16 protein-coding genes and 1 pseudogene are annotated in these 16,780 nt (G+C 62.6%); 7 read left to right on the top strand and 10 right to left on the bottom strand.

Going from position 1 to position 16,780, the window contains the following annotated elements:
* Positions 1 to 25: 25 nt before the first annotated feature.
* On the top strand, positions 26 to 1,657 hold the full coding sequence (locus tag HMPREF3088_RS06145; protein WP_070758905.1) for an ABC-F family ATP-binding cassette domain-containing protein: 1,632 nt from the start codon (positions 26 to 28) through the stop codon (positions 1,655 to 1,657).
* Positions 1,658 to 1,726: 69 nt separating this feature from the next.
* On the opposite strand, the gene HMPREF3088_RS06140 is transcribed toward HMPREF3088_RS06145, so the two are convergent.
* From HMPREF3088_RS06140 to HMPREF3088_RS06120, 5 genes are all read right to left on the bottom strand, one after another.
* Positions 1,727 to 2,512: a hypothetical protein gene (locus tag HMPREF3088_RS06140; RefSeq protein ID WP_246818079.1), complete on the bottom strand. Its 786-nt coding sequence runs from the start codon at positions 2,510 to 2,512 to the stop codon at positions 1,727 to 1,729.
* 209 nt (positions 2,513 to 2,721) lie between these two features.
* Positions 2,722 to 3,321 carry a hypothetical protein gene (locus HMPREF3088_RS06135; RefSeq protein ID WP_070758904.1) on the bottom strand — a complete coding sequence of 200 codons (600 nt, stop codon included), beginning with the start codon at positions 3,319 to 3,321 and terminating at the stop codon, positions 2,722 to 2,724.
* Positions 3,314 to 4,021: a MerR family transcriptional regulator gene (locus HMPREF3088_RS10195; RefSeq protein WP_083317341.1), complete on the bottom strand. Its 708-nt coding sequence runs from the start codon at positions 4,019 to 4,021 to the stop codon at positions 3,314 to 3,316. The genes HMPREF3088_RS06135 and HMPREF3088_RS10195 overlap by 8 nt, the downstream gene beginning before the upstream one ends.
* 48 nt (positions 4,022 to 4,069) lie before the next feature.
* Positions 4,070 to 5,434, bottom strand: coding sequence for a PFL family protein (locus HMPREF3088_RS06125; protein ID WP_070758902.1), 1,365 nt, complete (start codon positions 5,432 to 5,434; stop codon positions 4,070 to 4,072).
* 11 nt (positions 5,435 to 5,445) lie between these two features.
* Entirely contained in the window at positions 5,446 to 5,715 is a 270-nt protein-coding gene (locus tag HMPREF3088_RS06120; RefSeq protein ID WP_070758901.1) for an ACT domain-containing protein, read from the bottom strand.
* 55 nt (positions 5,716 to 5,770) lie between these two features.
* Here HMPREF3088_RS06120 and HMPREF3088_RS06115 point away from each other — a divergent pair, with 55 nt between their 5' ends.
* Together HMPREF3088_RS06115 and HMPREF3088_RS10720 are read left to right on the top strand one after the other, a co-directional pair.
* On the top strand, positions 5,771 to 6,058 hold the full coding sequence (locus HMPREF3088_RS06115) for an NAD(P)H-binding protein (RefSeq protein ID WP_246818078.1): 288 nt from the start codon (positions 5,771 to 5,773) through the stop codon (positions 6,056 to 6,058).
* A complete protein-coding gene (locus tag HMPREF3088_RS10720) occupies positions 5,982 to 6,149 on the top strand; it encodes a hypothetical protein (RefSeq protein ID WP_246818102.1) in 168 nt (55 codons plus the stop codon). Before HMPREF3088_RS06115 ends, HMPREF3088_RS10720 begins: the two co-directional genes overlap by 77 nt.
* A gap of 9 nt (positions 6,150 to 6,158) precedes the next feature.
* Here HMPREF3088_RS10720 and HMPREF3088_RS06110 read toward each other — a convergent pair whose 3' ends face one another.
* Both HMPREF3088_RS06110 and HMPREF3088_RS06105 read right to left on the bottom strand, forming a co-directional pair.
* Entirely contained in the window at positions 6,159 to 6,713 is a 555-nt protein-coding gene (locus HMPREF3088_RS06110) for a TetR/AcrR family transcriptional regulator (RefSeq protein ID WP_070758900.1), read from the bottom strand.
* A gap of 123 nt (positions 6,714 to 6,836) precedes the next feature.
* Positions 6,837 to 9,647 (bottom strand): aconitate hydratase, encoded by a 2,811-nt coding sequence (locus tag HMPREF3088_RS06105; RefSeq protein ID WP_070758899.1) that lies wholly within the window; start codon positions 9,645 to 9,647, stop codon positions 6,837 to 6,839.
* A 358-nt stretch (positions 9,648 to 10,005) separates the two neighbouring features.
* On the opposite strand from HMPREF3088_RS06105, the gene HMPREF3088_RS06100 reads away from it, so the two are divergent.
* Together HMPREF3088_RS06100 and HMPREF3088_RS06095 are read left to right on the top strand one after the other, a co-directional pair.
* Positions 10,006 to 10,536 carry an Rv1476 family membrane protein gene (locus HMPREF3088_RS06100; RefSeq protein WP_070759063.1) on the top strand — a complete coding sequence of 177 codons (531 nt, stop codon included), beginning with the start codon at positions 10,006 to 10,008 and terminating at the stop codon, positions 10,534 to 10,536.
* A gap of 577 nt (positions 10,537 to 11,113) precedes the next feature.
* The gene (locus tag HMPREF3088_RS06095) at positions 11,114 to 13,087 is read left to right on the top strand and encodes a DIP1281 family NlpC/P60 protein (RefSeq protein ID WP_070759062.1); all 1,974 of its coding nucleotides are present in this window, start codon (positions 11,114 to 11,116) and stop codon (positions 13,085 to 13,087) included.
* Between the two features lie 57 nt (positions 13,088 to 13,144).
* Here HMPREF3088_RS06095 and HMPREF3088_RS06090 read toward each other — a convergent pair whose 3' ends face one another.
* A complete protein-coding gene (locus tag HMPREF3088_RS06090) occupies positions 13,145 to 14,047 on the bottom strand; it encodes a hypothetical protein (RefSeq protein WP_070759061.1) in 903 nt (300 codons plus the stop codon).
* Here HMPREF3088_RS06090 and HMPREF3088_RS06085 point away from each other — a divergent pair.
* Entirely contained in the window at positions 14,034 to 14,873 is an 840-nt protein-coding gene (locus HMPREF3088_RS06085; RefSeq protein WP_070758898.1) for a DUF3097 domain-containing protein, read from the top strand. The two genes, HMPREF3088_RS06090 and HMPREF3088_RS06085, sit on opposite strands and share 14 nt — an antisense overlap.
* A gap of 94 nt (positions 14,874 to 14,967) precedes the next feature.
* On the opposite strand, the gene HMPREF3088_RS06080 is transcribed toward HMPREF3088_RS06085, so the two are convergent.
* Together HMPREF3088_RS06080 and HMPREF3088_RS06075 are read right to left on the bottom strand one after the other, a co-directional pair.
* Entirely contained in the window at positions 14,968 to 15,618 is a 651-nt protein-coding gene (locus HMPREF3088_RS06080; RefSeq protein WP_070758897.1) for a DNA-binding protein, read from the bottom strand.
* 106 nt (positions 15,619 to 15,724) lie between these two features.
* On the bottom strand, positions 15,725 to 16,423 hold the full coding sequence (locus HMPREF3088_RS06075) for a TVP38/TMEM64 family protein (protein WP_070758896.1): 699 nt from the start codon (positions 16,421 to 16,423) through the stop codon (positions 15,725 to 15,727).
* Between the two features lie 184 nt (positions 16,424 to 16,607).
* On the opposite strand from HMPREF3088_RS06075, the pseudogene HMPREF3088_RS10405 reads away from it, so the two are divergent.
* A pseudogene (locus HMPREF3088_RS10405) lies at positions 16,608 to 16,780 on the top strand (IS256 family transposase); the annotation flags it as partial.

Here is a 16,780-nt window from a genome sequence, read left to right as displayed (position 1 = left end):
GCCCGGCAGTGTTAGGGTATTGCCTGTGATTGTGACGAAGGATCTGGAAGTTCGGGTGGGCGCACGCACCCTCCTCACCGCCCCCGGCGAGCACCTGCGGGTGCAGCCGGGCGACCGCATCGCGCTGGTGGGCCGCAACGGGGCTGGGAAGACCACCACGATGCGGATCCTGGCGGGGGAGACCGAGCCTTATGGCGGCAGTGTCGTCAGTTCCGGGGAACTGGGCTACCTGCCGCAGGACTCGAAGGAAGGGGACATCGAGCAAACTGCCCGAGACCGCGTCCTCTCGGCCCGCGGGCTCGACCGGATCCGCCAATCCATGGAGCGCCAGCAGGAGATCATGGAGACCGCAACCTCGGCCTCCAAGCGCGACTCCGCGATCCGTAAATACTCCCGCCTGGAGGAGCAGTACCACTCGCTGGGCGGCTACGAGGCCAATGCCGAAGCCGCCCGCATCTGCGACGCGCTGGGACTCCCAGAACGCGTGCTCGACCAGCAACTGAAGACCCTCTCGGGGGGTCAGCGCCGCCGCGTGGAGCTCGCCCAGATCCTCTTCGCCGCCACGGCCGGCTCCGGGCGATCCAAGACCACCCTGCTGCTCGACGAGCCGACCAACCACCTGGACTCGGACTCCATCGCCTGGCTGAAGGACTTCCTCTCCAAGCACGAGGGTGGGCTGATCATGATCTCCCACGACGTCGAGCTCATCGAGGCGGTCTGCAACCGCGTCTGGTTCCTCGACGCGGTCCGCGCCGAGGCGGATGTCTACAACATGGGATGGAAGAAGTACCTGGACGCCCGCGCCCTGGACGAGGCGCGTCGACGTCGGGAACGGGCCAACGCGGAGAAGAAGGCCTCCGCGCTGAAGAAGCAGGCGGATAAGTTCGGAGCGAAGGCGAACAAGGCCCGCGCCGCCAAGCAGATGGTGGCCCGCGCCGAGCGGATGCTGGACCAACTGGACGAGGTGCGCGTCGAGGATAAGGTCGCCTCGATCCGTTTCCCGAAACCTGCGCCCTGTGGCAAAACCCCGCTGTTCGCCAAGGGGCTGACCAAGATGTACGGCTCCCTGGAGGTCTTCGCGGGCGTAGACCTGGCGATCGACAAGGGCAGCCGAGTGGTCGTCCTGGGCTTCAACGGTGCCGGTAAGACCACGCTGCTGAAGCTGCTGGCCGGGGTGGAGCGCACGGACGGGGAGGGCGGCATCGTCACGGGCCACGGGCTCAAGATCGGCTACTTCGCCCAGGAGCACGACACCATCGACGGGGAAAAGTCCGTATGGCAGAACGCCATCGACGCTTGCCCCGACGCCGATGAGCAGGAGCTGCGCAGCCTGCTGGGCGCGTTCATGTTCTCTGGGGAGAAGTTGGATCAGCCCGCGGGCACGCTCTCGGGCGGTGAGAAGACGCGCCTGGCCCTTGCCACGCTGGTCTCCTCGCGGGCGAACGTGCTGTTGCTCGACGAGCCGACGAATAACCTGGACCCGCAGTCCCGAGAGCAGGTCTTGGACGCGCTGCGCACCTACGAGGGCGCAGTGGTGCTGGTGACCCACGACCCGGGTGCCGTGCGGGCTTTGGAGCCGGAGCGGGTCATCGTCCTGCCCGATGGTGTGGAGGACCTGTGGAACGACGAGTACATGGAGATCGTCGAGCTGGCCTAGGCCCGTCTGTCTGGGCGGTTGGTTGGCTGGTTGGCTGTCCGGCACGGTGTGCCGGTTCGCAGTCGGCGCTTACCAGGACCAGCCGGTCCTCCCGAACCAGTTGCGCTCAGCGAGGTTGAAGACGGCTTCGCGCTGCTTCTCCGTCAGCCCCGAGTCCAGCTCCGCGTGGGTCTGACCGGGGCGGCGGCTAATTCCGACGATCGCCCAGCCGTTATTGTTCCAGTCATCTAACTTGGCATCCTCCGCCGAGCTCGCCATGCTGAAACGTGTACGGTACCAGTCGGGGTTGCGCTTCATCTGAAACTCGAAGGAATGCATCTCCTTCAGCGAGCCATCGGGGTGGAGCACTTTCAGCGGTGCCCGGTAGTAGTAATAAAACGTTCGACCGGAGTCCCGGGAGCTGCTGACATCGGTGCGGCAGTGATAGAACTGCCCAACCAACGCAGGGTAGTAGTCGATCCAGCCATTCTTCCAGGCCGTGATGATCCGCCTGTGCCGGGAAACGTCGCGTGAGATCGCGTACGCCCCGACGAAGACAAAGAGGCTGCCGAGGGCGGCAAAGCCGATGTCGATGACGTCGAATTTATCGCGCCATGACCCGGTATCACTCAGACCGCTGAGCAGGAACCGGAAGCCAATCAGCGCGAACACGCTACCGAAGAGCACGAAGATCAGGAAGAAAGCGATGCGCCCGGGCAGCGCTCCCCGATAGGGCGCAGACCCGGCCGCGTTCACTGCCTCGAAGACCCCGCTGTGGTCCCGCATCGGGTTGGGGCTGGCGTAGTAGTCCTCGTCTCGCTCGGGCACCAGCGGGTTCTCGAGCCCGGATTTGAACTTCAGTTGTGTGCGCGGCATGCGCGTCGGCTGCGTCAAAGCTGTGGCCCCTCGTCGCTGTGTTCTCGACAACAAAGTGTCCCCAGGATACGCCGTGGCACAGCTGCGGACTCGGAAAACCGAGCTGAAGCCAAGCACAGCGCCGATCATTAGGCGCTGTGGGCGATCCTGGTGACTGATCGTTCTATGAACGGGCTTAACGAAGCAAGGGACATACGGTAGACGAAAAATTAATAATAAGCACCACGCCAAGATTTTCCTGCGTAGTAACGAATACGCGAGATTGCTTGTGGGTGTACCTTTTGCCATGGGAAGCGATCACCCGTAGCATTCACCGGTTTATTGAGCACCAGGAGAGTGTCGGTCCCGGCAGTTCCGCCAACTGTGAGCGTGTCATCGTCTATAAAAATGGCAGACGCGAACGTGCGCTCACTGTGTTTTTCTGCCACGAGTTCTGCAGGAATCTCGACAAACACAATCTTTCCCCGACGCAGAACTATTCCTGGATCCGCAACGTAGCTGGGACGGATCCGCTCACTAGCAATCAGCGCGCAGATGTACACGACACCCCATACTGATAGTAAGAGCACAACGAGGCGCACAGTGTCTTCCGGCAAGAGTAGATGGACAACCACCATCTCGATAAAAAGGATCGCAATCACGCATAAGAGCATCTGCAATCGTCCAGGTGGGTGGGGAAGTGGCTCCGCCCCTTCAGGCACCAGGCTGTCTCCCCGCATCCACCGAAACAAATCGTGGTAGAGGCCCAGTTCGTATCGAGCGAGTCGGAAGCCAGGATGCTTCAGTAAAACCGTGATAACTTTATGCATCAAACTGCTCCGCCAGTTCCTTCAGTACCACCCGCTGCGCGCCACGGGTGGGAACATCACCCGCAGTGAGTAGTACCGAGCCATGGCGCAGGGTTGGAAGAATATCTCTCAACAGCCCTTTCGGAAGCAGTGCGCGGAGCTTTCCAGTGATTGATCTAACTGCGTTGTCTCGCGGCCGCAGCTCTCCAAGTAAGCTCCAGAGTCGACGGACTTCACGCTCGGATCTGACGCAATGCGGATCATCCAAGTTACGTCGAAGCTGTTCCCACGTGGCAGCAGTGGCTACTCCTGTAAACGCCATTAGATCCCACGCATCCAATTCACGCTGTAGTGCCTGTTCGTCCTCTATCACGCCCCGAAGCTTGCCTCTAAGCTCTTTCGGCGTGCCCGTAGGGTTTGCAGCCAACGTGGATAACCGTTCCCGCTGTTGTTGGAGATGCGCAATTCGCCTATCCAGCAGGTACAGGGACCGGGACACGGCGTTTTTTAAATCTTCCGTATCTGTTGCGCCAACGTCTGCAACAGGAACGCCTGCGTCAATAAGAGCCCGGGCTCTAACGACCGCCGCAAGGTCTTTAACCGAATAGTCTCGATAATTTCCGCTAGTGCGGGATGGCTCGGCAACCGCGCCAATTTCATGCAGGTGCCGTACGGAGCGAACCGAGCATCCTGCTGCGGCAGCGACATCAGAAATTCTCACCCTTTAAACCTAAACCCTCACACAATGTGAGGGTCAAGGGTTAACAAGCTAGTTGCGGAAGCCGTGGACCGGGGCGGGGATGAAACCGCCGCGGTGGACGAAGGCGTCGTTGCCCTTCGCGTTCACCGGGATGACCGGGGCGTAGCCCAGCAGGCCACCAAAGTTGACCTCATCGCCCGGCTTCGTGCCCGGCACTGGGATGAGGCGAGCGGCGGTGGTCTTATGGTTCATCACGCCGATGGCGGCCTCGTCGGCAATCATGCCGGCGATGCGCTCCGCCGAGGTATCACCCGGGATGGCGATCATGTCGAAGCCGACCGAGCAGATGCTGGTCATGGCCTCAAGCTTGTCCATGGTGATGGAGCCCTCACGCACAGCATCGATCATGCCCTTGTCCTCGGAAACCGGGATGAAGGAGCCGGACAGCCCGCCCACGCGAGAGCAGGCCATCATGCCACCCTTCTTCACCGCGTCATTGAGCAGGGCCAATGCTGCGGTCGTGCCATGGGTACCAACCTGGTCCAGGCCCATGCTCTCAAGCACGTGCGCAACCGAGTCGCCCACCTCGGCGGTCGGGGCGAGGGAGAGGTCGACGATGCCGAAGGGCACGCCGAGGCGCTCGGCGGCCATCGTGCCGACCAGCTGGCCCGCGCGGGTGATCTTGAAGGCAGCCTTCTTAATCTCCTCAGCGATCTCGTTGAGGGAGGCGCCAGCCATCGGGGAGATGGCGTTGTTCACCACGCCCGGTCCGGAGACACCGACGGAGATCACCGTGTCCGGCTCCTCGATGCCGTGGAAGGCACCCGCCATGAACGGGTTGTCGCCGACTGCATTGGCAAAGACCACGAGCTTCGCGCAGGCGATGGAGGACTCGTCCTTGGTCAGCTCAGCTGCCTCCTTGACGACCTGGCCCATCAGTCCGACGGCGTCCATGTTCACGCCAGCACGGGAGGTCGCGACGTTCACCGAGCCGCAGACCGCGCCGGTGGTGGACAGCGCCTCGGGAATGGAGCGGATGAGCCGCTCGTCGGAGGTCGTCGCGCCCTTCTCCACCAGCGCGGAGTAGCCACCGACGAAGTTCACGCCCAGCTCACCGGCGGCGCGGTCCAGCGCCTTGGCGATCTCCACCGGGTTACCCTCCACGCCGGCGGCGACGAGGGAGACGGGGGAGACGGAAACCCGCTTGTTCACGATCGGGATGCCCAGCTCACGCTCGATACCCTCACACACCGGCACCAGGTCGCGGGCGCGCTCGGTCACGCGATCGTAGACCGCCTGAGCCGTGGCCTCCATGGTGGAGCGGGTGCAGCCGATGAGTGAAATGCCCATCGTCACCGTGCGGATGTCCAGACGGTAGTCCTCGATCATCCGGATGACCTCGAGGAAGCGGGCAGAAGAGAATTCGAAGTTCACGCCGGGCCGCCTTAAATATCGTTGATGGCGCTGAACAGAGCCTCAGACTGGATGCGCACGACCATGCCCAGCGGCTGGCCCGCGGCGTCAAAGGCCTCCTGGAGGGCGCCCATATCCACGTCTGTTTCCGGCAGCTCCACGCGCATGATCATGGTGAAGAAGTCATCCATGATGGTCTGGGAGACGTCGACGATATTCAGGCCCTCGTCGGCTGCCGCCTTCGCGACGGCGGCGATAACACCGGGGCGATCCTTGCCGGTAGTGGTAATGATTGCATACATGCGGCCAGTATAGACCTGGAAAAATGCGCCTAGAAACGGGTGTAGGGTGGGCGCCATGAAAAAGCAGCATGTTCTTGCCCTTGGCGCCGGCGGGAACGTCTCGCGCCACAGCATCCCGAAGCTCGTCGCAGCAGGCCACAGCGTCACGGCCCTGGTCCGCAACCCCGAGCACGTCCAAAATCTCGTCGACGAGGGTGCGACCGTGATTGTGCGCGATCTCACTACGATCAGCACAGAGGATTGGGCGCGTCTACTGAGCCCCTTCGATGTGTTCGTCTGGTCCGCCGGTGCTGGACGGCACCATGGACCCCGCCTCCGAGACGGCGCGCGAGCTGGTCGCTGACGTCATCGTCGAGTCCGTCGGGCGAGGGGCGGCGTTTGACCGCAACCCGCTCGACTTCGAAAACGGAACGGGCCCGGTCGCCGACGTCTAACCGCGGGGGCTACTCGCCGCGCACCGACTGCTCGACGAGGTCGAGCATCTTCTCGAGCTGCGCGGTGTCGGCCCCCTCCGCCATCTTCGCCATCAGACCGTCCATGACGGTCTCGAGGTAGGTCTGGATGACCTCCAGGGGCACGTCGGTGCGCATCGAGACATTATGGGACAGGCGGGTCCGGACGGCGGCATCGAGCACCTGCTGGTGCTTGCGCCACCGCGCCTCGAAGTCCGGGTCGGTGCGCAGCTTACGGACCGTTTCCGCACGGGTGATGTACCAGCTGTTGGTCTCCGGGTGCGTGATCATGTGCCGCATGACCTCAATGAGGCCGTGGTTCGACACGACCTCCGCCTGGCGGGCGGCGTCCTCCCGCACCACCGCGAGGAACAGGGCTTCCTTGTCCGCGAAGTGGTGGAAAATCGCACCCCGGGTCTTTCCGGTGGCCTTCTCCAGCCGGGCGACGGTCGCCCCCTCGTAGCCATATTGCGCGAAGCAACCACGGGCTTGCTCGATAATCTCCCGACGGCGGCGGGATAGTTCACGGTCGCTGACGATGGGCATGGCGGATTCCTTGATTGCGCACCTTCGGGATTGGGGGTGGGGTCGCGCGGGGTCGAAAAGTTTAAGAAAAGGGGAGAGGGGCCCACCGGCTAGGCCGGAAGGCCCCTCAGCGGATGGAGAGAACTACTTGTTCTCGTCCATCATGTTGCGCAGGACGAACTGCAGGATACCGCCGTTGCGGTAGTAGTCAGCCTCGCCCGGGGTGTCGATACGGGTCACGGCGTCGAACTCAATCTTCTCGCCGTTCTCCTTGGTAGCGACGACCTTCACGGTCTTCGGGGTCTCGCCCTCGTTGAGCTTCTCCAGACCGGTGATGTCGAAGGTCTCGGTGCCCTCGATGCCCAGGGACTTCCAGGACTCGCCCTCTGGGAACTGCAGCGGAACAACGCCCATACCGATGAGGTTGGAGCGGTGGATGCGCTCAAAGGACTCTGCGATGACGGCCTTAACGCCGAGCAGCAGGGTGCCCTTTGCAGCCCAGTCACGGGAGGAGCCGGTGCCGTACTCCTTGCCGCCGAGAACCACGAGAGGAGTGTTCTGCTCCTTGTAGTTCATTGCAGCGTCGTAGATGTAGGACTGTGGGCCACCCTCCTGGGTGAAGTCGCGGGTGTAGCCACCTGCAACGCCGTCCAGCAGCTGGTTCTGCAGACGGATGTTCGCGAAGGTACCGCGGACCATGACCTCGTGGTTACCACGACGTGCGCCGAGGGAGTTGTAGTCCTTGCGGGCAACGCCGTTCTCGTCGAGGTACTGAGCAGCCGGGGTGCCCGGCTTAATGGTGGAAGCAGGGGAGATGTGGTCGGTGGTGACGGAGTCGCCCAGCAGAGCCAGGACGCGTGCGCCCTCGACGTTCTCAACTGCCTCCGGCTCGCGGCTCATGCCATCGAAGTACGGAGCCTTGCGGACGTAGGTGGACTTTGGATCCCAGTCGAAGGTCTTGCCGGTCGGGACGTCCAGGCCCTGCCAGCGCTCGTCGCCCTTGAAGACGTCGGCGTAGTCAGAGACGTACATCTCCTTGGAGATGGAGGACTTGATGACCTCTTGGATCTCCTCGGTGGATGGCCAGATGTCCTTCAGGAAGACGTCGTTGCCGTCCTGGTCCTGACCCAGCGGCTGGGTCTCGAAGTCGAAGTCCATGGTGCCGGCGATGGCGTAAGCGATGACGAGGATCGGGGACGCCAGGTAGTTCATCTTGACGTCCGGGTTGATGCGACCCTCGAAGTTACGGTTACCGGACAGGACTGCGGTGGCAGCCAGGTCGGAACGGTTGATGCCCTCGGAGATCTCCTCTGGCAGCGGGCCGGAGTTACCGATACAGGTGGTGCAGCCGTAGCCGACGAGGTAGAAGCCCATTGCCTCGAGGTCCTCCCACAGGCCGGCCTTCTCGTAGTAGCCGGTGACGACCTGGGAGCCCGGTGCCATGGAGGTCTTGACCCATGGTGCAGCCTTCAGGCCCTTCTTGCGTGCGTTGCGTGCCAGCAGGCCTGCGCCGAGCATGACGGACGGGTTGGAGGTGTTGGTGCAGGAGGTGATGGACGCGATGGCGACCATACCGTGGTCCAGCTCCATGTCCTGACCGTTGTAGTTCACGGTGGTCGGAGCGGACGGACGGCCTTCAGCACCAGCGGCTGCGGACGGCAGGTTGCCCTTGGCATCAGCAGCGGAGGCCGGGGTGCCCTCAGCCTTCGAGGTGTCGTTCGTGCTTGGGCCTTCTGCGTCGAAGGCGCCGCCCTCTTCGCCGACTGCGGTGTCGATGTAGTTGTGCAGATCCTTGCGGAACTGGGACTTGGAGTCGGTGAGCTCGATGCGGTCCTGCGGACGCTTCGGGCCAGCGATGGACGGAACGACGGTGGACAGGTCCAGCTCGAGGTACTCGGAGTACTCGACGTCGGCCTCCGGGTCGAGCCACATGCCCTGCTCCTTGGCGTAAGCCTCGACGCGGTCCAGGGTCTCCTGGTCGCGGCCGGTCAGAGCCAAGTAGTCGACGGTCTCCTGGTCGATCGGGAACATCGCGGCGGTGGAGCCGAACTCTGGGGACATGTTGCCGATGGTTGCGCGGTTTGCGAGCGGCAGCTCGGCAACGCCTGCGCCGTAGAACTCGACGAACTTACCGACGACGCCGTGCTGACGCAGCATGTCGGTGATGGTCAGGACGACGTCGGTTGCGGTCACGCCCGGCTGAATCTCGCCGCTGAGCTTGAAGCCGACGACGCGCGGGATGAGCATGGAGATCGGCTGGCCGAGCATTGCAGCCTCGGCCTCGATGCCACCGACACCCCAGCCCAGGATGCCCAGGCCGTTCTGCATGGTGGTGTGGGAGTCGGTACCAACACAGGTATCCGGGTAGGCCACGCCATCCTTCTCGAAGACGGAGCGAGCAAGGTACTCGATGTTGACCTGGTGGACGATACCGGTTCCCGGAGGAACGACGCGGAAGTTCTCGAAGGCGCCGGTGCCCCAACGGAGGAACTTGTAGCGCTCCTCGTTGCGCTGGTATTCGATCTCAACGTTCTGCTCGAAGGCCTGGTCAGAACCGAAGGCCTCGATGATGACGGAGTGGTCGATGACCATCTCAGCCGGGTTCAGTGGGTTGACCTGGTCGGCGTCGCCGCCCAGGGAGACCACTGCGTCACGGATGGTTGCGAGGTCAACGATGCAGGCCACGCCGGTGAAGTCCTGCATGATCACACGAGCCGGGGTGAACTGGATCTCGATGGATGGGTCAGCCTTAGGATCCCAGTTCGCAATGGCCTCGATGTGCTCACGGGTGATGTTCTTACCATCCTCGTTCCGCAGCAGGTTCTCGCCAAGCACCTTCAGGGAATAAGGGAGCTTCTCCATGCCAGGCACTGCGGACAGGCGGAAGATGTCGTAGCTCTTCTCGCCAACCTCCAGCGTGCCCTTCGCGTCGAAGGAGTTGATGCTTTCAGTCACTATTAGCTCCTGAGTCTCTTCTCGTAGTCGATAAGTCGCTCCGCGGGCTGGAGCGCGGGGGAGCGCTCCTTAAAATTACGTCCCGGAGTTCGTCGTGGACGTAGCACGGGGAGTACACCTCTATTATGCAGGTTTTCCCGGTGACGTCTGCCACCGACATTAACAGTACGGCCGTTACGTTTAGAAATCTTTCGCTATCGCTCCCCGCGGGAGCATTACCCCCGAACACCCACGGGCTGCGCAGCGCCCCAAGAGAAAACTGAATTTCCGTTCCGAGATGCATGACGAGACAGCCATGATCTACACTTCATGGAACCAAACCCTCAAGTTCCCCTTTAAAGTTCCGGATGGAGATCTCATGGCCAACACTTCGTGTTCCGTAGCCACCTCACCCCATCCAGACACCGTAAAAAAGTTCGCCAAGTTGGGAATCGATGCCCCGCAGATCATTAGCGGGCTCGAGGAGGGTCCCCTGTGGGTGGATCCCAAACTTGAGGCTCGCGTGGAACCTGAAGTCTCGGGAATGCGTGCCGCACTGGACGATGCGGAAGGGGGGTCGCGGATTCAGCTCGCGGTAGTTAACAGCACCCAGCTAGAGCCAGCGACCGAACGCGACCTCGCGCAAATCCTCCACGACGCGACATGTTCGGACACGACTCTCGTGATGACGCCAAAGTGGGGAACGTCAGTGTCCGACCTCTACCCACGCTTCACCCTGGAACGAAACCACGGAAAGCTCCACGGCAACCTCAGCGCGGATGCCGTCGAGAACTTCCTCAGCGCGGTAGAAAACACAGCAACACCTACAACTGCCGTCAGCAACGGCCTGCTGGGAATCACCATTCTCTCGATTGCGATCACCGCACTGTTCGCGCAGCGGCGCCGCTAGCAAAACAAAAGTAGCCGCAGGGGTCCGCACACAGTTCAGCGATACGCGCGTGTCCGAAGCTCCACCCCTTAACTTTTAGCCGCATCACCCCAGCTCGCCTCCACCGGATCACCAGGGCAATAACAGGCAAGTCTTCAGTTCCGCGCATTTTAAGGCCCCAAAGGTCACGAAAAAGCGAAGAAAACCATACAACCGGACTGGCAAAAATTGGGGTCAACCCCATAGGCTTGACAGACCTTAATCGAGAGTTGAGCGATTTACACGCTTTCTTGCACCCTTCAAGCAGACACGCCAGCATCTTCCAAATTGTGACCCACCTCACAATGTTGCCAATTCTTTACCTTTTCGCTGGTCAAGCCATGTGGCATGACCAAAGTGGCGTGTGTTTAATTTGATACTTATGTGAATTGAGTCGCTCAGTTATGCATTTGTGCCCTAGGGTTTTGAACGTCATCGACTGAAACAGGAAGGCACTCGAGTTACTCGAGCTGCACCGAAACCTTCGGACACCCCCCTGGACCGTGCTTCATCTCATGGGGAAGTGAGATAAACCGGACCGCGGGTGACCTTCTTGTGGATGTCCACCGTCAACCAGGAGACCTTTAACGTGCTATCTCGCCCGAGCATCGGCCGTAACGACACGGCAAACATCGCGCGGTCTAGTCGCACTCTTCTCGCGGTCGCTGTGACCGCCGGCATCTATGCGCACACGGCCACCGCACCCGCACTAGCAGACGACCAGGAGTCCGTTGAGGCATATCTCGCGGACCTGGTGGATCAGACGTCCAGCAAGCAGTCCGAGGTTGACAACATCCTCAACCAGATGGGCGGCATCCGCGAAGCAGCAAATAAGTCCCGCGTGGACCTGGAGCGTAGCCAGAAGGCCGCCCAGGAAGCGCAGGATAAGACGCTGTCCGCGCGCAAGCGGCTCGACAGCGCCGAAAAGGACGTCAACACCGCCCAGGAAAAGCTGAACGAAATTGCTCGCTCCGCATATAAGCAGGGCGGCCACACGGCTCCGGTCACTCTCGCCGCGGGCGCCGATTCCGCCGCGTCCCAGATGGATCGCGCCAGCTATGTTCGTCTCGCGACGGAGAAGCAGCAGGGCGTAGTCAACCGTCTAGACTTGTCTCGCACCCAGAGCGCGAACGAGGAGTCTCGCCTGCGCGCGTCCCGCGAGGCCGCGGATAACGCGGTGCAGCACGCGGTCAAGGCGCACCAGACTGCCGTGGACACGCTGCGCAACTCCCAGCAGCGGCTGCAGCAGATCTCGGCGGAGTACCAGAAGCTCAAGCGCCAGGCCGAGCAGGCTCAGGCAAAGCTTCGCGCAGCCAAGAGCGCGATCGAGACGCTAGCAAACCAGAAGCCCAAGGCTTCCTCCTTTGAAAAGCGTGCTGCAGCGGAGAAGGCCGCGAACCTGGTCGAGAAAAAGGCGGAGAAGGACTCCGATAAGAAGTCCGAGCAGCCGAGCGCACCACAGCAGAACACCCCGCAGACTGAGGAAGCGACGTCCGGCAACAACACTGCTGAAAGCACTGCAGCATCTACCGAGACCCAGGCGCCATCCGAGGCACCTATGCCGGATACCGCGGTAATTGCTGCACCGGAGACACCTGCTACCTTCGAGCAGTCCAACGCTGGCGACGACCACCGTCAGAAGGCTATCGACGGCCTGATTGCAGCCGGCCAAGACGCCTTCCGGGCAGGCGCCACCGCCACCGCCAATGGGCAGGATCGTGCCGCCGCGCTGCGCGCCGCCGGGGAAGCAGGCCGGAATACCGCCGGTCAGCACTACGATCAGCTCGTCGCTAACGCAGGCAGCGCACAGACCGCGCAGACCGCCCCGAGCGCCACTGAGGCGCCATCACAGAACCAGACGGCGACCACTCCTGCGACCACCCCTGAGTCTGCGCAGGAGCCCGCTGAACAGCAGGCCGAGCAGACCGCAGAGGCAGAGACCCAGGATCAGAGCGACAACCCGGCGCAGCAGGCTGAGTCCCAGGGCATCCTGATCAACCCGGAGACGGGCCTTCAGGAGGAGCGCCCCGGCGAGATGCCACCGGTCACGGCACCGGATAACGACAACCTGCCGGCCGCGGACACCACCGTCGACACCAGCGGTACCGCTGAAGAGAAGATCGAGCGTGTGATCGACCGCGCGATGAGCCAGCTCGGCGTGCAATACGCCTGGGGCGGCGGAAACGCCAATGGCCCGACGCTCGGAATCCGCGACTGGGGTGTGGCTGACACGTACGGCGACTACCAGAAGATCGGTTTCGACTGCTCCGGTCTGACCCTCTACGCCTTCGCCGCAGTGGGCCTGGATATCGGTCACTACACCGGCTACCAGTACAACCAGGGTCGCAAGATCCCGGTCTCGGAGATCAAGCGTGGCGACATGCTCTTCTGGGGACCGAACGCCGAGTTCCACGTCGCGATCTACCTGGGCGACGGGAAGATGATCGAGGCCCCGCAGTCGGGCGATGTGGTCAAGATTTCCGACGTCCGCTACAACGGCATGAGCCCCTACGCGGTGCGCATGATCGAGTGATGAGACGCTAGAAGAGCTCCTAGGGAACTGCTCCGTTAGTCAAGGTGGATGACTTGACTAACGGAGCAGTTCTCGTTGTGCGTAATCCACCGCGGTCATCCGAGCGATACGCACCGCCCGCCCCAGCGGCAGGAGAAAAGGGTCGAGGCTTGACTGCGGCGCCGAATTCCGCGCGACATCAATAATGGCCGCGACATAGTCCGCACGAGCCATGAGCTTCTCCGCGCGCGAGGGAACGTTCACCGGCAACCCCGGCACACCGAAAGCATCGCTCAGCGCCCCCACCAACATCCGTGGCTCGACCGAGCCGGTGGGCCAGCGAACTATCACTCCACTGGATTCGATTCCTGCAACCGCCCGATCCGTCGCCTGCCGCAACATCGCATCCGCGTCGCCCGGCCCGTTGGTTGGCAGTTGCGGAGCCCGGCCCTCGGCGGTGTGCCAGTGCCAGTAGATCACCGAGGAATCAACGATCTCGGGCACGGCGACGTGGTGGACATCTGGGGTCGCGTCCGCAAAGGCAATCCCTGCACCCGCCGCGGCGACCGCCGAAGCGGCCTCGCCGGCCGGCAGTGGGGGCGGATCCCCCATTCCAGCCAGCACCAAATTCACCAACGGCCGGTGTTCCAGGCCGACGGGTGCTCCCTCAGTGACTGCGCGCACGGTCTTGAGGAGGTCGATCAAACCGGTGGCCTCATCCGCCTCTGCGGCAGTTCCGGATACCGTCCCACCGGCTCGGGCCAGCACTCGGTGATGCCGGCCCTGCACCGCATGGAAGGAGTCGATCACCTCGTCGGTGCTAATGACGCCATGCAGCCACCACGCCAACCATAGGGACGTGTTCTGCACCGGGGACCACAGCTGGCTGCGGATCAGCCGCTTCGTTTCAGCATTAGGCATTGCGCCACCGACCTCTTTCATCCGCCTTAGCCTAAGCTTGACAGCCATGAGCTTCAACAATCGCGACCCCTACGCAGGCGACATTTTTCAAGGTCACGCCCGCACGAAGCGGCCACAGTACCCGGAGGTGCCCGCCGAACCTGGGCTGATCATCGAGGTTCTCGCCGATGACTTCGTGGGAGAGGTCGTCGGCGGCGAGAAGACGATCGACGGCTGGTGCGTCAAGCTCGAGGACCGCCATGGCTCCCAGCGCCTGTTCCCGCTACGCCCTGGCGGTTTTCTCCTCGAGGGGCAGCGAGTCAGCCTCAGCCGGTACGTCGCGCCCCGCGAGGTGCCCGCTCAGCCAACGATCTCTAATTCTGGTTCCCGACGGGTCGCCAACGTCGAAGCAAAGGTCGCCGCCCCTTCCCGTATCTGGGTGGAGGGGATTCACGACGCCGCGATCGTCGAGCGGGTCTGGGGGCACGACCTCCGCGTCGAGGGCATCGTGGTGGAGTACATCGAGGGCCTGGACAACCTCCACGAGAGGCTCGCCGAGTTCCAGCCCACCGCGGATCGGCGGGTCGGCGTACTCGCCGATCACCTGATCGAAGGCACCAAGGAAATGCGGCTCGTGCAGAGCCTTGGCCCCCATGTGATGGTCACCGGCCACCCGTATATCGATATCTGGGAAGCCGTGAAGCCGTCCTCAGTTGGGATCAAAGCCTGGCCTCACGTTCCGCGTGGGATCGATTGGAAGACCGGGGTGTGCCAGCAACTCGGTTGGGGAACCCCGCAGGATGGCTGGCGGAAGGTCTATTCCTCCGTGAAGACCTTCCGGGACCTCGATTCCTCGCTGCTCGGGGCAGTGGAGCGGCTGATCGACTTCGTGACGGTCGGGGAGTAGCCAACCCTTATTTCCACGGGGCGTTTTGCGCCACACGGTTGGCCCCAGGCAGGGTCAGTGCCAACTTCGGCAGTTGCCTCAAGCTCGGTGTGAGTCAGCCCAGCTCGTCCACGCGGGCGAGCATGTGCACCGCAAGGTTCCATCCGGCCTGCTCGGCCTGCCAACCCGCAGAAGCGAGCCGTTGGCTCATCGCCTGCTTGGAGATGCCGACGACCTCCGCTGCCTCCGACTGCGAGTAACCGGAACGCAGGAGGGCAGTAGCCTCGCGCCCCTCCTTTGTCCGCCGGGCCAACACATGGGCGATGAGGGTAAACGCGGCGGCAATATCTTCGGCGATCTCCGTCCCCTTGGCCGGCGCCTGCGTGTGGTCCGAGCCAGGAAGCTCCAGGCGGACGCTCACTTCGCCAGCCCGCTGCCGGATGCGGACCGCCCGCCGAGCGACCTCGCCCGTGGCAGCCATCTGCTCGTGCGGTGCCAATTCCTCCCATTCCTCAGCGCCTTCTGGGTAGTTCTCAGCCATGGTCACCGTCCGCCCGATACCGATGGCGAAGTCCCCGGCCTGGATCAGGCTCAGAACCACCGCGAGCGTCTCCTCAGCCCCCTCGGTGTGGCAGAGCAGGTCCTCGACCCCGACCTGTTCCACGTTCAAAACGGAGTCCGCATTAGCGAAGGCTTCGGTGACCTCTTCGACGTATTCCGCCCGGCGGCGGGACCGGCCACGGTAGGAAGCGAAAATTGCGAACACTTGCTGTCAGAGCTTTCTTATTGGGAACTGCGGGACGTTAGCTGGTGGCCTGCGGTGGCGGGGGCACACCAAACAAAGCGGCGCGTGTGCGCCGGTGATTTTTATTCTAAGGCCTGCTGCTCACGAGCTTGCGCCAGAGCCAGGCCTCACGGGACGCGATAGCCAGGCCCGCCAGCATCAACAGGGCCGAGGCCACGAGCCACAGCATTCGCGTCCCGGAGTCCATGTGCTGGGAGGTAAGGCTGTTGGTCGCGATGATGAGGCCAACAGTATTGGGAGCGCTGCCCACCACCGTGGCAAAAAGGAAACCCGGGAGGGGGATGCGCACCAGGCCACAGGCGTAGTTTAACAAGCTGAACGGCACCGCTGGCACGAGCCGGAGCCCCAGCACGGCCAGCCAACCACGCTGTTCAATCAGCTCGCGCAAGGTCCCAACGCGCGGGTCGTCACCATCCTCGGCCGGCCGCCACCGACCGCCGACGCGGCGGAAAATCAGCACGGAGATGGTGGCTGACAGCGCGAGCCCCAGGAACATCAGTGTGATGCCCAGCAACGGGTTAAACATCAGCCCCGCGGTCAGCGTCCAGACTGTGCGAGGGAACGGGAACTGGGTACACAGAACCATCAACACCAGGTATGCCAGTGGCGCCCAGGGGCCAGTTGACCCCACCCAGTCGCGGATGGTGTGCGGGGAGGGCAGCGGGATAAAGAAAAGGCACGCGACCGTGGCGAGCGAGGCAAGGATGAGACCGATTTGAGCCCACGTTCCAAGTTGCGCCCAACGTTCGCGAAGATGGGTCAGCACTTGAGGGCGCCCCTTCCAGCCAGGGTTAAGGGTCAAAAAGTGTGTCCGGAATCGCCGATTTTCAGGGGTTGACCTGTAGGTTTCAGGAAAGTATATGCTCCGGGAGCATATATCTGGCCTCAGGCCGGGAAATCCACGGTGTGGCAGCGTTGGTGTGCTATGTGCGGCGTGGTGTGGTGTCGCAATGTCAAAGAACCAACCTCGCTGCTACTGCGGCGGTGAAATGAAACGAAACGGCACCACCAGCAAAGGCACCACCAGATGGCGCTGCAAACAATGCGGCGCCTCCAGCGTGAAACACCGAAACGACATCACCAACACGTCAGTGTTCACCCAGTTCATCGAGCATTGCACCAC

It is taken from the genome of Corynebacterium sp. HMSC22B11 (assembly GCF_001815965.1).
Lineage (GTDB): Bacteria > Actinomycetota > Actinomycetes > Mycobacteriales > Mycobacteriaceae > Corynebacterium.
This window is presented reverse-complemented; position numbering and strand designations above follow the sequence as displayed.

Excerpts from the sequence above, each read along its gene's own strand:
- HMPREF3088_RS06115 (WP_246818078.1), top strand. The coding sequence starts at position 5,771 with ATGAAAAAGCAGCATGTTCTTGCCCTTGGCGCCGGCGGGAACGTCTCG.
- HMPREF3088_RS06135 (WP_070758904.1), bottom strand. The coding sequence starts at position 3,321 with ATGCATAAAGTTATCACGGTTTTACTGAAGCATCCTGGCTTCCGACTC.
- HMPREF3088_RS06140 (WP_246818079.1), bottom strand. The coding sequence starts at position 2,512 with ATGCCGCGCACACAACTGAAGTTCAAATCCGGGCTCGAGAACCCGCTG.
- HMPREF3088_RS06085 (WP_070758898.1), top strand. The coding sequence starts at position 14,034 with ATGAGCTTCAACAATCGCGACCCCTACGCAGGCGACATTTTTCAAGGT.
- HMPREF3088_RS06110 (WP_070758900.1), bottom strand. The coding sequence starts at position 6,713 with ATGCCCATCGTCAGCGACCGTGAACTATCCCGCCGCCGTCGGGAGATT.
- HMPREF3088_RS06095 (WP_070759062.1), top strand. The coding sequence starts at position 11,114 with ATGTCCACCGTCAACCAGGAGACCTTTAACGTGCTATCTCGCCCGAGC.
- HMPREF3088_RS10720 (WP_246818102.1), top strand. The coding sequence starts at position 5,982 with ATGTGTTCGTCTGGTCCGCCGGTGCTGGACGGCACCATGGACCCCGCC.
- HMPREF3088_RS06100 (WP_070759063.1), top strand. The coding sequence starts at position 10,006 with ATGGCCAACACTTCGTGTTCCGTAGCCACCTCACCCCATCCAGACACC.
- HMPREF3088_RS06120 (WP_070758901.1), bottom strand. The coding sequence starts at position 5,715 with ATGTATGCAATCATTACCACTACCGGCAAGGATCGCCCCGGTGTTATC.